The following is a 13780-nucleotide window of genomic DNA, read 5'->3' on the forward strand; positions in this document are numbered from 1 at the left end:
TTAGATTTGTTTCTTTCTTTTGACCGTTTTGTTGCGGCCTAAAACTTGGCAACCAAATCGACTTGCAGGACGTCAATTGAAAGGGGCGGACCAGAGACTTCATTTGCGCTCATCCAGCGGGTTCCAACGAACACGCCATCATATAAACCGTAGTTTACGCCGACGAAATACCCCTTGGAATTTGTTCCTCCAAGGTGAAAATCGCTGTCCGTTAGAGCATCAAGAACGGCATCGCTTTCAAGATAGCGATACCCGGCAAGTACGTTCCATTCCCCTGCTTTTTCAATGTCTTTACGGCCCAGGACAGCCTCGAAGCGATAGCCTGTATCACCTCCAACAAACTCGGCTGGATCAACCGCGGCACAGAATGTCGCACCACCAGCAGCATTGTTGTTATAGGGGCGCCCCAACAAACCATTGCGGCAGACGTCGGCTTCATCGAAGCCAAGATTTTTTACAAAGCTACCTGCCAAAGTTACGTCCATCTTGTCCGTTATCGGGACGTTTACTGATGCGTTGATGTCCAGAATATTATATTTGAAAGTATATCCAACCAATTGTGGAAGATCCGCATTTGGGTTCACCGTCACAATTTGACGAAGCGGTGACAAAGTATTGCCTTTGGTCAGGAACATCGGCTGCAAAAAGTCGGTTGAGCAGAAGCTGTCCGTTTCAACCCGGCAAGGCGTCGAAAGCTGGCCCTGAAGATTTTTGAAGATATGATAGCCTGCGCCAAGCTTGACCGAAATATCGCCAAATTTGGCGGATGCTTCGATCTCGCCCGCAAAAAGATATTTTTGGGGCGTATCGATCTTGTCAAATTCGAACAATGGTGTGCTTGGGGCACCAAAATCAAGCGGGAAGGCACCTCCGCGTGCCGCTATGCTGATATCTTCACCCAGCATGGTTCCTGAATTTATGTCCGCCGCAATCCCGTCAAGATTGACGTCCTTGTCATATAGCAGATCGCTTGAACTGAATGGGTTATCAAACCGTCCAAAAGTTACATTCCCCCAAGATACGGGCGCTACCTTCAGCCATGCTTTATCCAGCCATAGATCACGTTTGAAAAAGCCACCGCCCAAGGATGAGTTCGTTGAAATCGGGCCTTCATTCTCGCCCGTGGCTATTGTTATGCCTGCGGTCACGCCTGTCGCAATCGTAGCCTCAACCCCAAGGCGCGCGCGAAGGCGCAAGTTATTCCAGCGATCATTACGTGTGTTCAAAAGCGGCAGTAAAAGGCGCGGATCATCGATGCCATAAGGGCTTAGCAAGTTGATTGTCGCGAAATCGATGATTTCATTGGAGTTCGTCCGCGCATAGAGCTCGGATTGTGAACGTACCCGAACATCGCCATGCACTTTAATCCGCCGCGTCCAATCTGGTGCGGCCTGGTCTGGAGCGGCCCAACGTTCGACGCGCGCTTCTTTCATTACTTCGTTGCGAAGCTCGTCCTTGATTTGTGCCCGAACAGTTTCGGGAATATAAGGTACGCGAATGGCTCCATTGGGTGCGGGTGGCAATTCGCTAGAGACGTTCCGCTGGTTAGCTGCGCGCGCCTGTGCGGCTTCAGCCTCGGCTTGCTGGATCAGCGCGGTTCCCACATCGGCATCCAAAGCGCCTTGCTTGACCAAAGCACGGACAAGATTGACCATCGCACTTTCCGACGGTGCCTCAGCTTGCGCCAATGCTGGAAGCGGCATCAACAAAACCGACGCAAGTACAGCCTTTCGCAAGTGCCGACCCAAAGTCGAAATGTTTGTGTTCAATCCCATTTTACTTTCCTTTTTGATTTAACATTCGGCTTCGAACCGATTAATTTCAGAACCGCTTGCGTCCCACTTTAACGCGTTGCGGCATTCGCAACGATTCAGGTGGAGGCTTCAATCCGCGGGCGGTCTGGAGCAGACCCAGCACCGTTTGGTCGAGCTTCGCGTTGCCACTTGATCGTGCAAGCTTCGCGCGTGTCAGAACACCGGAAGAACTGACCCAGACATCGAATTCACCTACAAATGAATCGACATTTACTTTTTTGCTGTTCTCAACATGGTTTTCGAGAGCGTTCGCAATATTACGACCCCAAAATCGGTCAGCGCCTAAGGCCGCTTTGGGTGCCCCCCCACAATTCGCACCGATGCAAGTGCCTTTGCTAGACGGCGCACCCATGCCGCCACCACTGCCCGATGTCAGTCCAAATGAGTCAGAACCCGACTGTGCCGGACCATCAATCTGCATTGGCGCAGGTGTCGGCTGATCTGGCGTCGGCGTGGGTGTGGGTACAGGTGTCGGGTCCGGTTTATCGGTAGGCTCGGGCGGCTTTTCTTCTGGTTCCGGCGGTGGCGGCGGAGGAGGAGGAGGAGGCAGCATATCGATTGCCGTCGGCGGTGTTTGTTCAACCGCAACACCCGATACCGAATTCCACGAAGTATATATAAACCAGATCAAGCCCAATAGCGCACAAACACCCAGCACCATCGCCAGATAGGTTTTGGGACCGTTTGAATTTGGTTCCTGAAAAGCTGGGGCCTGTGCCATAATGGATTTCGATCGCCTACGACGCGGCTTGCTTGCCAGTGACCAGACCGACTTTGCTTAGGTCAAGCCGACGGCACAAATCCAAGACTTCCATGATCTTGCCATATTGCGCCGTTTGGTCGCCCTTCAATACAATTGGCACTTCCGGATCGGTCGCCTTTGCGTTTCGCAAACGTGTTTCCAGATCCGGAATTGTAACCGGAAATGCGTCCATATAAATCTGGCCGTCATTGCTTACGGTCAACGCAATCGTTTTGGGTTGCACCAGGCTTTTTGCGGAACTTGCCTTGGGCAAATCCACTTTAATGCCCTGAACAGAGGCCGTCGCCATCAGAATAAAAATAACCAGCAACACATAGGCCAAGTCCAGCATTGGCGTGATGTTGATTTCGTCATAGGCCTTGCGGCCGCCACCGACTTGCATGGTCTGATCTCCCTTTATTCAGCAGCGATTTGGTAAGGAGGCGGAGTTTCCGCCGCATCGGCCTGCATTTCCGCGAGCCGGGTTATCAAGCGGTCAACGAATACCCGCATTTCATCGGCCGATGACGAAATCCGGCTGTTGATGTAATTGTACCCGAACAAGGACGGAATGGCGCAGGCCATGCCGGCAATGGTTGCCAACAGGGCGGCTGCAATGCCAGGCGCGATTGCGTTGACATTGACATCGCCAGCCATAGCCACGCCGCCAAAAGTACTCATAACCCCGATCACAGTACCGAGCAGTCCGATGAATGGGCCACCGGAAATGGCGATCGTCAAAATGACCATCCATTTGTCCATCTTCTGATTTTCATCTACAACAATGGCGTCCACGGCTGCGCGCATGGCTTCTACGGCTTCGCCGGACAGTGGCCTTACTCCCCTGTTTTTCTGACGAAGAAGTAACTCGTCGATACCCGTTTCGTACAAGCGCCCAAGTGGGGATGCTTTGATATAAGCGACTTCAGCCGGGTCGATACCTTTGATGTCCGCAACCGGCACCAATTCTTCATGCATGTCCATAAAGCGTTTTTTGAACACAGCGTTCGTGCGATCCGCCTTGTTCAGATCACGGATCTTGGTGAACATCAGCCAAATTGCAGCACCCAATAGCAGCATGCAAAGACCGATGATGAATGCGTCAAGGGCGTGTATCTTACCAAGAATGAAGCCCAGTACACCGCCACCGCTGCCCTGTTTCTCGTTCGATTCCGATACGCTGACCAGCTTGCCTGTTGGCCCCTCTGCGCTGGCCATCGCCAACATCATCGCTGCGGGACGGGCCACTTTCGAAAGACGCACTTCGTCAATTTCACCACCAAAGGGCGCGCCTTCGGCTCCACCGATCAGGATCGGACCGTCAATTGCTGGAAGCGCGGCGGTCGCCGCCCCTGCTTCTATCCCGTTGACATAAATCTTGATCGTCGTGCCGTCCGCGACAACACCAATATGGCTCCAATCGGCTTGCTTTACCGCTGAACTCGCCTGCGTTGACGCCCCGCCCAACGCGACATAAGGCGCACCCCCGTTGATACCGATAACCATCGGTCCCCGTGCAAAAATGGCCTGATTGCCCGTAAGCTGATCAGGCTTTACCCAAGCGCTGAACGTAAATGGTGCGCCGGCGGCCATAGCGAGTGAGGGCGACGCCGGAATGGTGATCGCGCCCTGTCCTGGAAACCGTGCGCTGCGACCAATGATTCCATTGTCATTCACTCCGGGAGGAGCCGTCTGGGCGGCGTTTGCATTTGCGGTCTTGTCCGCAGGCGCTACGCCTGGGCCTTCGCTAAAATGGTACGCTGCCATATAATCGGCGTCAAAACTGCCGGCGACATCTTCGCCGACTTTCGCATTTGCATTACCGAAATACAGCCATAGCTGCTTTTTCTCGCCACCGTTCAATGCTGGCACCGACACCCAGATTGTCGCGATGCCTGTCTTGGCGTCAAAGCTCTCGATATGATAAGGCAATGGCGTTTTGTCGTCGGTGTCGACGATACGAATGTCGGCCCCATTTTCAAGTGCCTCGGTAAATGTGAAATTGCCGCTGTGCAGACGCACAAGCACAACCGTCCGCCCGACCGGACCACTCACATTCACACCAGTTGCAGTGGTATCTACCGTAACAGCCTTACGATAATCCCAATCCTCATTCCACCAACCTGTAGCAGCATGTGCCGGTAAAGTGAATACGATCAAAGAGACAATAAGTACTAAGAGTTGGCGTATCATATTAAATTTCCTGAACCGAAGACATTTTTTAGAATTCACCCTTGACTGCAAAAGTATAGCGTGGGTCGCCTTTTTTAGTATCATTGGTACTTGCAACAGGCACACCCACCATCACTTCACCTGTAAAGCGGCCGAGTATCTTTATGCGGAGGCCGCCACCGAATGATCCGATGCGGAATACCGACTGGGCATCCGGCAACGGATCGATAACCGATACAATCCCGCTTTCCATGAAACTGAAAAAGCGAAGTTCATCGACAAATGTGCCGACGTAGGTCGCCAGTGATGGCGCGCGAAATTCTACGGACCCCGCGATACCGCGATCACCAACCGCTTCGGATTGATAATATCCACGAACGGTCGAAAGGCCGCCGATCGAGAACTGCTCATTGGATACAAGGTGGCTGTCGGCATATTGCCCGGAAAATTTCGCTTCTGTTACCCAATCGCCGGGAAAGCTTGCGGTATAGGTAAGGTCGACATTCACATGCGCGAAGTTTTCGGTGCTATCCACCTCACGATTCGTAAATTGATCTTCGGGAAGACAAATTACTGCCGTTGGGTCGAAACAGCGAATTTTTTTGATCACTCGCAAACCAAGCGTTGAACTGACGCTTAGGTCCAGCGCGGCTTTTTCCCGACTGATTGAGGCATTATAGCCAAGCGTTAAAGGCACATAGCTGATTGGGGAATTACTGAGTGTAGTCCCGCGCAGTCCAATGTCCTGTATGAAATCTTTATAATCAACGCCGACCCGAAATGCGTGATAGTCCCTATCAAATGGCAATCGATAAATGGCCTGCACGCCAACCTGATAGCCATTACCCAGAACGTTCGTCCCGCCGAGTGTCGCGATGTTACTGTTCGATTTGTAGCCGTTTAGATTAAAGGTCCAAGGCGTGCCGATGATTGGTGCGGAATAGGATCCAAATATCGCGGCACTGTCAGACCGTCGTTCGGGTGCGATGGAAAATCCAGCAGAAATCGTGTGCCCGATTTGCCACAAATTGGTGTAACGCGCTGACCCTGTCAATCGCAGAGGCACGGTGTTGGGGCTGTTATCATTGTTCAGATCAAATGAAGCATGAAGCGGAAAATCGCCCCTTACTCTCAAATCGATGTCGATGGTGCCCGGCACCTCGCCAGCATCGAATGACGGCGTGACTTCACGATCCGGAAAGCGATTGGCGGCGGCAAGTTCGCGCTGCAAATCTTTGAAATTGAGCGGCTGGCCTGTTTTTACCGAAGGCAATTGGCTCAGCAGAACAAGCGCAGAATGATGTTTTGATCCCGACACTTTAACATTTGCAACGGGTGCCTCGCCGACCCGGATTTGCACCAGTCCCCGCGAAAAATCCTCTTGCGGCTGGGGCGGAACTTCAACGACAACGGCTTCAAAACCCTGCTTGGCATATGCGTCTTGAATGGCCTTACGAGCCAGCTCGACATCAGCGGGCGTCTTACCTGGTCCGAGGAAAGGGTAAATGGTCCGCTCGACCTCTGCTTGCGACAGGCTTGTGACTCCCACCACATCGATAGCATTAATCATGAAGCTTTCAGGAGGCGCTAAAACCTGCGGAGCAGCAATGCCCGTCTCTTGTGCAAACGACAAGGTTGGGACAGCCGCAAGGGCCAATCCGGCGGCCGCACGGGACAGGTGTGCACATATCGCAGATCGACACAGCATAGAAGCAGAAGAATCCCTGACGGTTTATTGAGAAGTTAGTACTCGGGTCGGCAAACCCTCTGCGCGGCGTTCATGTAGATTCGAAGGCATTAGGGTTTCAGTTCTGTGACTAACTAAATTTTAACCATCAAATTTGTGTAAGAATTCCCGCCAACTTTATAGCGGCGGCGCGCCAAGTGAACTGGCTTGCATGATGTACCCCCGCTTTTGCCAGTTGCGAACGAAATGCCGGGTCAATCGACAACCGCGAGATCCCCTCCACCCATTCTTCTTCCTTATCCGGCGCGCAATAAAGTGCGGCGTCACCGCACACCTCCGGCAATGCCCCGCAAGGCGCAACAATCGCCGGGCAACCGACCAACATCGCCTCTAACGGCGGTAATCCGAAACCTTCCGTAGTGGATGGAAACGCCAGACAGAGCGCCTGTTCAATCAACCCGCGCAATTCCCCGTCGCTGACCCGGCCTGCAAAAACTACGTTGTCGGGAACCTTGATTCCCGTCGCTTCGAACGATGCCTTCGCTGTTCCGCCAAACAAAACGAGTTTCACACCCGACAGCCTGCTGTCGGCGAACGCCTTCAACAACAGACTAATATTTTTATGCGCCTGCACGGTCGACAGCGCCAGAACATAAGGCGACTGGTTCAAATTGAACTTGGTAATAACCGAATCATCTGACGCCACGTTCAAAACATGGTCGACGCCATTATGCACGACTGAGATATGGTCGAGGCTACACAATCGCGCCTTTGCAATTTCCTGGCGCGAAAATTCGGAAACGGTCAGAATATGCCGATGGCGCTTTGCCATGACCGGTTGCACGGCATGATACCATAGCCTGAACCCTTTCGAATAGGATTCCGGCGACAAATGCACTTGGACATCATGGATCATTGTCACGGCATTCCGCGCAATCACAGGCCCGATGTTGCACAGATTAAGCAGCGTTGCGTCACCTGATTTCAAAGGCAGGCTGATTTGCTCCCACGGGATTCCCCTGAACGGAGACAGCAGCCGCACCGGCAAACGCATGTTATGCGACCGCTCTATTCCGTCATGCGGGACGGCGACTTCTATCCTCAGGCCCCGCACGGCTTCATGCTCTTCAAACACCAAATCGGCCAGCGCATTGCCCAATTCTTGCGCTACGCGATGAACCCCTGTGGGTGCGGCTGACAAGAATTTGCCGTTAAGTAATATGTTTGACCCAGTCATTGAAATCCCAAATATCTATTGAGACCGAGCGCCCGTGTAATCCGTTCGACGACTAATGGTCCAATTAGCCCGGTTGCGACGCTAATTCCCAGAATGAGGACCGGATCAACGGCGGGGCCAAAACGCATCAGGGCAATGCGCGTCCCCGCCAGAAACATGACATGCAAGACGAAAATCGGCATCGTCATGCGACCAAGCCACAATAAGATACGGGAATCGGCAATGCGCGGAAGGCTGGCAATTGCAACCACCGCAACAACACCAAATATCGAAGCCGCCATAGCCGGGAAGCGCCACGCAAGATTGGCGATCTCGGGCGAGCCCGCCCTTAACAACATAATATCGGAACCATAACGCGGGGCCGCCACTAATGTTGCCAATATCACAGCCAGTGCGATACCGGGCAAGACCAAGGATTTGACCAACAGCCCGCGCTTTATGACCAACGTTTCAAGACCCGCAGTCATTAACCAGACGCCGACGGCGTAAAAGAACAAATGGTTGCAAACCAGTTTTACGGGCACCGGCAAAATCAGGATGAGCGCCAGTGACTTTAACGCCAATGCGAAAAGGACAAAGCCCTCGCGACCCAGTCTTGGAATAAGCAGGACTGATAAAATATGCATCCAGAAAAGGGCATATAGAAACCAGAATTGCGAAACCGTATTCCACGGGAGGGAAAATATGACCGGCCAATAGCTCTCCGCTGGACGGTTTACCAAACTGCCGAGTCCGTAAATTATCGAAAACTGAATTACCGACCACAAAAAATAGGGCCAAATAATCGAAGGTATCAAACCCCGGAGGAATATCCCCTGCCCCTTTTCCAGACGCTTTGTAACCATCAGGCCCGACAGCAGAAAAAATAGCGGCATATGGAATGTGTAAATCGCAAAAAACAATTGCCGGAAGACATCCTGGTTCGCGCCCAATTTTGAATCAATCAAGCCACCCAGCGCATGGCCGATCACAACTAGAATAATCCCTAGCCCGCGCGCCGAATCAAGCCATTTGATCCTGTTCATGCGGTCACCGCTCGGGATGTTTTGAGGCTAACCAAATAACGTCCGAGTTCAATACCCGGCCGTTCGACGAGGCGATAACCAAGTACCGACAATATGAGCGTCAAGGCCAAGGCTACCGGCACCTGAAACATTTCCGCAAAATATTGGTCGGCGGCGGCATTGGCGATTGGGTGGAGCAAATATATCGAATAGCTGATCGTTCCGGCCAGCGGTAATATGCCGCTATTGATAAATCCGGACGTTCTCAACCGGTCGGTCAGCGTGATCGCAAAGAATAATAATGGCGCAATCGTCCAGGGTCCAAGCGCCTGCGACAACGTAATGTGTGGATGGGTGAAAATGCCAAATGCAACATAATTGGTGAACCAGCTTACGCCCAGGAAAACACCTAATGCACCGTACAACCGAGTGCGCGAAAGTTTGCCGGTATGAAATTGATAAACCTGATAGCCAAGGATTGCGGCATATATCATCGCCGGCCGCCCGAGCGGAATGCGCGTATCAAGCCATAGCGATATGAGACCAAGGCCAAGCAATATTGCAGGAAACACAAGTGCGAGCACATCAGCCGCCCGCTCCTTAAAAGCCAAAATGGCAAAGGCAAAAAGTGCATACCAGATCAGCTCAATTATCAATGTCCAACTAACACCCAAAATTGCAGGAACGCCGACAAAGTCCTGGATCAGCAATATGTTTGCGGTCCATCGCCAGAGGCCGGTGTCGGCCAGATAAGCCCATTGGTCGAGCAGCCCGGTCCAGCCACCAATCGCCACGACACACAATGCAGCCAGAAACAGCGGATAGATGCGGCATATCCGCCGTATGATAAATGCCGCTGGATCGAGGCCCTTTCGTACCGAAAACGGTATTACATAACCGCTAATCAGGAAAAAAAGCACAACCCCCATTACACCGGGGCCCAGTTCGACCAACGGACGAGTCGTGACCGTCGGATGCCTTTCGGCCAAATGCTGGAATACGACCAATACCGCCGCAAACAGTCGCAACGTATCAACAAAAGCAAGTCTGGAAGATTCGATGCTAGACATTTTCAGGCGCAGCTAGCAAAACAAATTAACAGTACGCAACAACTTATCTTATAGTAATAATAGTGTAATATTTCAATTTGACCGTAGCATTTTTACTTTTACTGAAATTAAGATACATTATGAATAGATTACAGAATATAATTTATGTATCCGGCTCTGGCCGCAGCGGCTCAACACTATTGGAAAGAATTATACACTCTTCACAAGGCGTTTCTGCACTGGGAGAGTTTCATTGTTTGTGGCGTTTGGAAGAAGCCGACATAACTTGTTCTTGCGCAACGCCATTCAAGAATGATAGTTTTTGGCAGTCCATCTTAAAAAAAGCAGATATCGACGCTACCGCAATTGCTGAATTGCGTGCTTTAGAAAACCGGGTGTGCCGCACTGCTTTTATTGCAAGCCACCAATTCAATATCGAATCCCTTCGCAATAGCCCGGAGGTTCAAAGGTTTTTGGCGATTCAGTTCAGGATTTTTGAGGCCGTTGCCGACGCGTCGGGCAGCGCAATCCTGGTCGACAGTTCCAAGGCTGGCCCGCGTGCATGGTTGATGGCATGTCATCCGATGGTCCGTATCATCCACCTGTATCGCGACCCGGCCGATGTTATTCTCTCCTGGCGCTCCGCCAAATTTGACCCCGGCATGGGGCAGGAAATGAAACGTATGTCGGTCGCCGCCGCAGCAACCGATTGGTGGAAGGTCGAATATCTCGCCAAACGTCTGGGGCAAGCCACGCCGGTTTCGCGCATTGATTATGGGGAACTGTGCAGCAGCCCTGAATCAACCCTAGATCGGATATTTGCAAAGCTGTCTTTGACAACAGAACCTGTGCCTGCGTGGATCGACGCCAATTCGGTGCTATCAAAGGACAATTATCACTCGCTCAACGGCAATCCGGATCGATTTGATAAAGGTCCGATCCATATTTCCAAACGGGAGGCCGATTGGAGCAAAGTTGGGTCGGCAGAACAATTTGTGATCAAGGCGGTCGCAAAAATATTGAAGCTGGCCTTGCCTGGCAACACCACGTCATAAATTTGAGAAAATCCGCGCTTACTTCCGTGTTACTGGAAGGTGAAACAAGTTGGAAAACGTTCAATATATAGTTCCCGAGCGGGAATGCGGTAGCTGCACTGCATGTTGCAAGGAATTGGCAATTCTCGACGACGGGATGCACAAATTGCCTGGCGTCATGTGCCAACATTGCACAATTGGCAAAGGCTGCGGTATTTATGAGACGCGGCCCAATGTTTGCCGCGATTATTATTGTCTGTGGCGCAGCTTGCCGGAAATGGACGAAAGCTGGCGGCCTGATATGAGCGGCATTATGATGATACCGACAGACACGCCGCCACCGCCGGGTCATCATTTCGGCGTGACTTTAATATTGACAGGCTCGCCAGATATTTTGCGTACTGACAAATTTGCAGGAATGCTGGCAGGCTTTGTCGAAAGCGGGACCGCCGCTTATCTTGATGTGCCGCAAGGGGTAGGGCTATTTTCCCATCGGTCATTTCTGAACGATCAACTGGCTCCTGCTATTTTGGCGCGCGATCTGGCGGCTGTTAAATCGCTAATCTGGGGCTGCTACGAATCTTTAATGGCGAAGCCAGCTGTTTCCTTGCCTGACAACGTCGTCAACGCCTGAGATAGAGTTCCGCCATAGCATCGATGATGGCATCGGTATCGAGGCGATAGGTGCGGTAGAGATCGGGCAAGTCGCCGGTCTGGCCAAAACGGTCCGTACCCAGCGGGCTTACGCGCATAGCGCGTACTCCGCCCAGCCATGATAGCGCCGCCGGTGACCCGTCTATGACAGTTACGATCGACGCGTTGGGCGACAACTGCGATAACAGCGTGTCGGCATGACAGTCATTTGCGTGTCCGCCGGTCCAGCGCGCGGCTTTGGTCGCCGACCAATCGCGGTGTAACAGGTCAGGTGAGGTCACATTCAAGACGCCCAAACCGGGAATGTCGTATTGCAGCTCTTCCCAAGCGGCCAACACTTCGGGTGCGATTGCGCCAGTAAACGCGATGGCGGCTTCTGCCCCTTGAGCCGGAGGGCGCAGCCAATATGCGCCTTTCAACGCATCTTCCTTCCACGTCTCGTCCGTCCGGCTTTCCTGGGATATCTGTCTGGTGCTCAGCCGCAAATAGACGGAGCTACCATCCGGTTCTTGCAAATATTCGAATGCCCAGCGCATGAACAAGGCAACTTCGTCGGCATAGGCCGGTTCAAAATATGCCAGTCCCGGCTGACCCATACCGATCAGCGGCGTGTTTATCGACTGGTGCGCCCCGCCCTCGGGGCCCAAAGTCAATCCGGATGGGGTTCCGACCAACAAGAAGCGGGCGTCGGAATAGCAGCCATAATTCAGTGCATCCAAACCGCGGGAGATGAACGGGTCATAGACCGTCCCGACAGGAATTAAGCGCGTGCCAAAATGCGACGCGGCAAGACCGAGCGAAGTAAGTAAAAGAAAGAAGTTATTTTCCGCAATACCCAATTCTATATGTTGACCCGAGGCATGCGCCGCCCATTTTTGCGCTGAAGGGATCTTGGCCTCACGAAAAATATCGGCAACTTGCGACCGGCGGAACAGACCGCGTTGGTTGACGAAGCCGCCTAAATTGGTGGTTTGGGTTACATCGGGGGCCGTCGTAATGATCCGGTCCGCCAATTCTTCGGACGATTTTGCAAGGTCGAGCAACACATGCCCGAAAGCAGCCTGCGTCGATTGCATTTCGCCGGTCGGCACCGGAAAATGTGTGGGCACTGCAACAGGATTGGGAGAGAACTCCAACGGCTTTTTTGCAAGCACGCTTTCGTCAACAAAGCTTTTAAGGCGCGCCGCGATATTGCCTCCTAATCCGGCATATGGTTCCCATTCCTGACCGGCTGCAATTCCCATCGATTGACGAAGCTGCTCAATCTGGGCGGGGTTCATCATGCCTGAATGATTGTCCTTGTGCCCCGCAAGCGGCAGGCCATAGCCTTTCACGGTATAGGCAATGAACAGCGTCGGCCGGTCATCATCCGCGCCGTCAAATGCGTCCATCAAAGATGCGATACAATGTCCGCCCAAATTGGTCATCAATTCGGCAAGGCCCTCGTCATCATAGCTTTCGAGCAGCTTTTTTACATGCGGCTTGCCGCCGATGTCCGACAGCAATCGCTCACGCCACGCTGCGCCCCCTTGATAAGTCAGCACCGCAAAATCGGCATTTGGGCAATTTTCAATCCAGTCTTCCAGCGATTTTCCGCCCGGACGGGCAAATGCAGCCCGCTGCAATTTGCCATGCTTCAAGGTAACAACGCGCCACCCGCAAGTTTCGAATATGTCATCGAAACGGCGGAACATCCGGTCTGCGGTGGTGTTATCAAGCGACTGCCGGTTATAATCCACAACCCACCAGCAGTTTCGGATATCGTGCTTGTATCCCTCGATCAGGCATTCGTAGATATTGCCTTCATCAAGTTCGGCATCACCCATCAGCGATATCATCCGCCCGGCATCCGATTCTGCCATCGCACCGTGCGCGATCAGATAATCTTGAACGAGGCTGGAAAATGCGGTGATCGCAACACCCAGTCCTACCGATCCGGTTGAAAAATCCACCGGAATCTTGTCTTTGGTCCGCGATGGATAGCTTTGCGCGCCGCCCAATGCGCGAAATTTCTGCAACTGTTCCAGCGTCTGGTTACCCAGCATATAATGGATCGCCTGCAACACCGGCCCTGCATGGGGCTTCACCGATACCTTGTCTTGCGGACGCAAGGCATGGAAATAGAGCGCCGCCATGATGGCCGTCATTGACGCGCAGCTTGCCTGATGACCGCCAACTTTCAAACCATCGCGCTTTTCCCGCAGATGGTTTGCGTTATGTACCGTCCACGCCGACAACCAGCGTAACCGCGCATCCAACGCCTCAATCGCCGCAATTTTCTCTTCCCGTGTATCCGCAAATTTCGTGGCCATGCCGGATCGTCGCTCCTGATTTAATATCTTATGTAACCGCTTCTTTGCAGCATGTCCTTGCGTATCCAGCCCGCA

Annotated in this window: 11 protein-coding genes; 2 read left to right on the top strand and 9 right to left on the bottom strand. The window is 52.6% G+C overall.

Annotated elements, in window-relative coordinates:
- Nucleotides 1-38: 38 nt before the first annotated feature.
- The 8 genes from ACEW72_RS07800 to ACEW72_RS07835 all read right to left on the bottom strand — a co-directional run bounded on the left by ACEW72_RS07800 (nucleotide 39) and on the right by ACEW72_RS07835 (nucleotide 9726).
- Complete coding sequence (locus ACEW72_RS07800; protein WP_373475818.1) at nucleotides 39-1775, bottom strand: putative porin; 1737 nt, start codon at nucleotides 1773-1775, stop codon at nucleotides 39-41.
- Between the two features lie 46 nt (nucleotides 1776-1821).
- Entirely contained in the window at nucleotides 1822-2535 is a 714-nt protein-coding gene (locus tag ACEW72_RS07805) for an energy transducer TonB (protein ID WP_373475819.1), read from the bottom strand.
- 16 nt (nucleotides 2536-2551) lie between these two features.
- Nucleotides 2552-2959, bottom strand: coding sequence for an ExbD/TolR family protein (locus ACEW72_RS07810; protein WP_373475820.1), 408 nt, complete (start codon nucleotides 2957-2959; stop codon nucleotides 2552-2554).
- A 14-nt stretch (nucleotides 2960-2973) separates the two neighbouring features.
- Nucleotides 2974-4749 carry a DUF2341 domain-containing protein gene (locus tag ACEW72_RS07815; protein WP_373475821.1) on the bottom strand — a complete coding sequence of 592 codons (1776 nt, stop codon included), beginning with the start codon at nucleotides 4747-4749 and terminating at the stop codon, nucleotides 2974-2976.
- A gap of 28 nt (nucleotides 4750-4777) precedes the next feature.
- Nucleotides 4778-6298, bottom strand: coding sequence for a ShlB/FhaC/HecB family hemolysin secretion/activation protein (locus ACEW72_RS07820; protein WP_373475822.1), 1521 nt, complete (start codon nucleotides 6296-6298; stop codon nucleotides 4778-4780).
- A gap of 265 nt (nucleotides 6299-6563) precedes the next feature.
- Complete coding sequence (locus tag ACEW72_RS07825) at nucleotides 6564-7652, bottom strand: glycosyltransferase family 4 protein (protein ID WP_373475823.1); 1089 nt, start codon at nucleotides 7650-7652, stop codon at nucleotides 6564-6566.
- A complete protein-coding gene (locus tag ACEW72_RS07830) occupies nucleotides 7649-8677 on the bottom strand; it encodes an acyltransferase family protein (protein WP_373475824.1) in 1029 nt (342 codons plus the stop codon). Before ACEW72_RS07830 ends, ACEW72_RS07825 begins: the two co-directional genes overlap by 4 nt.
- Complete coding sequence (locus ACEW72_RS07835; protein ID WP_373475825.1) at nucleotides 8674-9726, bottom strand: acyltransferase family protein; 1053 nt, start codon at nucleotides 9724-9726, stop codon at nucleotides 8674-8676. Before ACEW72_RS07835 ends, ACEW72_RS07830 begins: the two co-directional genes overlap by 4 nt.
- Before the next feature lie 119 nt (nucleotides 9727-9845).
- On the opposite strand from ACEW72_RS07835, the gene ACEW72_RS07840 reads away from it, so the two are divergent.
- The gene (locus ACEW72_RS07840) at nucleotides 9846-10760 is read left to right on the top strand and encodes a sulfotransferase (protein ID WP_373475826.1); all 915 of its coding nucleotides are present in this window, start codon (nucleotides 9846-9848) and stop codon (nucleotides 10758-10760) included.
- A 136-nt stretch (nucleotides 10761-10896) separates the two neighbouring features.
- On the top strand, nucleotides 10897-11373 hold the full coding sequence (locus tag ACEW72_RS07845) for a hypothetical protein (RefSeq protein ID WP_373475827.1): 477 nt from the start codon (nucleotides 10897-10899) through the stop codon (nucleotides 11371-11373).
- Here ACEW72_RS07845 and ACEW72_RS07850 read toward each other — a convergent pair.
- Nucleotides 11363-13705: a transketolase gene (locus tag ACEW72_RS07850; protein WP_373475828.1), complete on the bottom strand. Its 2343-nt coding sequence runs from the start codon at nucleotides 13703-13705 to the stop codon at nucleotides 11363-11365. The genes ACEW72_RS07845 and ACEW72_RS07850 overlap by 11 nt on opposite strands.
- Nucleotides 13706-13780: the final 75 nt, after the last annotated feature.

The sequence above is a fragment of the Sphingorhabdus sp. genome (assembly GCF_041737645.1).
Classification (GTDB): Bacteria; Pseudomonadota; Alphaproteobacteria; order Sphingomonadales; family Sphingomonadaceae; genus Sphingorhabdus_B.

What these genes read in the sequence shown, in the direction of transcription:
- ACEW72_RS07825 (WP_373475823.1), bottom strand. Translation starts at nt 7,652, where the DNA reads ATGACTGGGTCAAACATATTACTTAACGGCAAATTCTTGTCAGCCGCA.
- ACEW72_RS07850 (WP_373475828.1), bottom strand. Translation starts at nt 13,705, where the DNA reads ATGGCCACGAAATTTGCGGATACACGGGAAGAGAAAATTGCGGCGATT.
- ACEW72_RS07815 (WP_373475821.1), bottom strand. Translation starts at nt 4,749, where the DNA reads ATGATACGCCAACTCTTAGTACTTATTGTCTCTTTGATCGTATTCACT.
- ACEW72_RS07830 (WP_373475824.1), bottom strand. Translation starts at nt 8,677, where the DNA reads ATGAACAGGATCAAATGGCTTGATTCGGCGCGCGGGCTAGGGATTATT.
- ACEW72_RS07835 (WP_373475825.1), bottom strand. Translation starts at nt 9,726, where the DNA reads ATGTCTAGCATCGAATCTTCCAGACTTGCTTTTGTTGATACGTTGCGA.
- ACEW72_RS07840 (WP_373475826.1), top strand. Translation starts at nt 9,846, where the DNA reads ATGAATAGATTACAGAATATAATTTATGTATCCGGCTCTGGCCGCAGC.
- ACEW72_RS07805 (WP_373475819.1), bottom strand. Translation starts at nt 2,535, where the DNA reads ATGGCACAGGCCCCAGCTTTTCAGGAACCAAATTCAAACGGTCCCAAA.
- ACEW72_RS07845 (WP_373475827.1), top strand. Translation starts at nt 10,897, where the DNA reads ATGCACAAATTGCCTGGCGTCATGTGCCAACATTGCACAATTGGCAAA.
- ACEW72_RS07820 (WP_373475822.1), bottom strand. Translation starts at nt 6,298, where the DNA reads ATGATTAATGCTATCGATGTGGTGGGAGTCACAAGCCTGTCGCAAGCA.
- ACEW72_RS07800 (WP_373475818.1), bottom strand. Translation starts at nt 1,775, where the DNA reads ATGGGATTGAACACAAACATTTCGACTTTGGGTCGGCACTTGCGAAAG.
- ACEW72_RS07810 (WP_373475820.1), bottom strand. Translation starts at nt 2,959, where the DNA reads ATGCAAGTCGGTGGCGGCCGCAAGGCCTATGACGAAATCAACATCACG.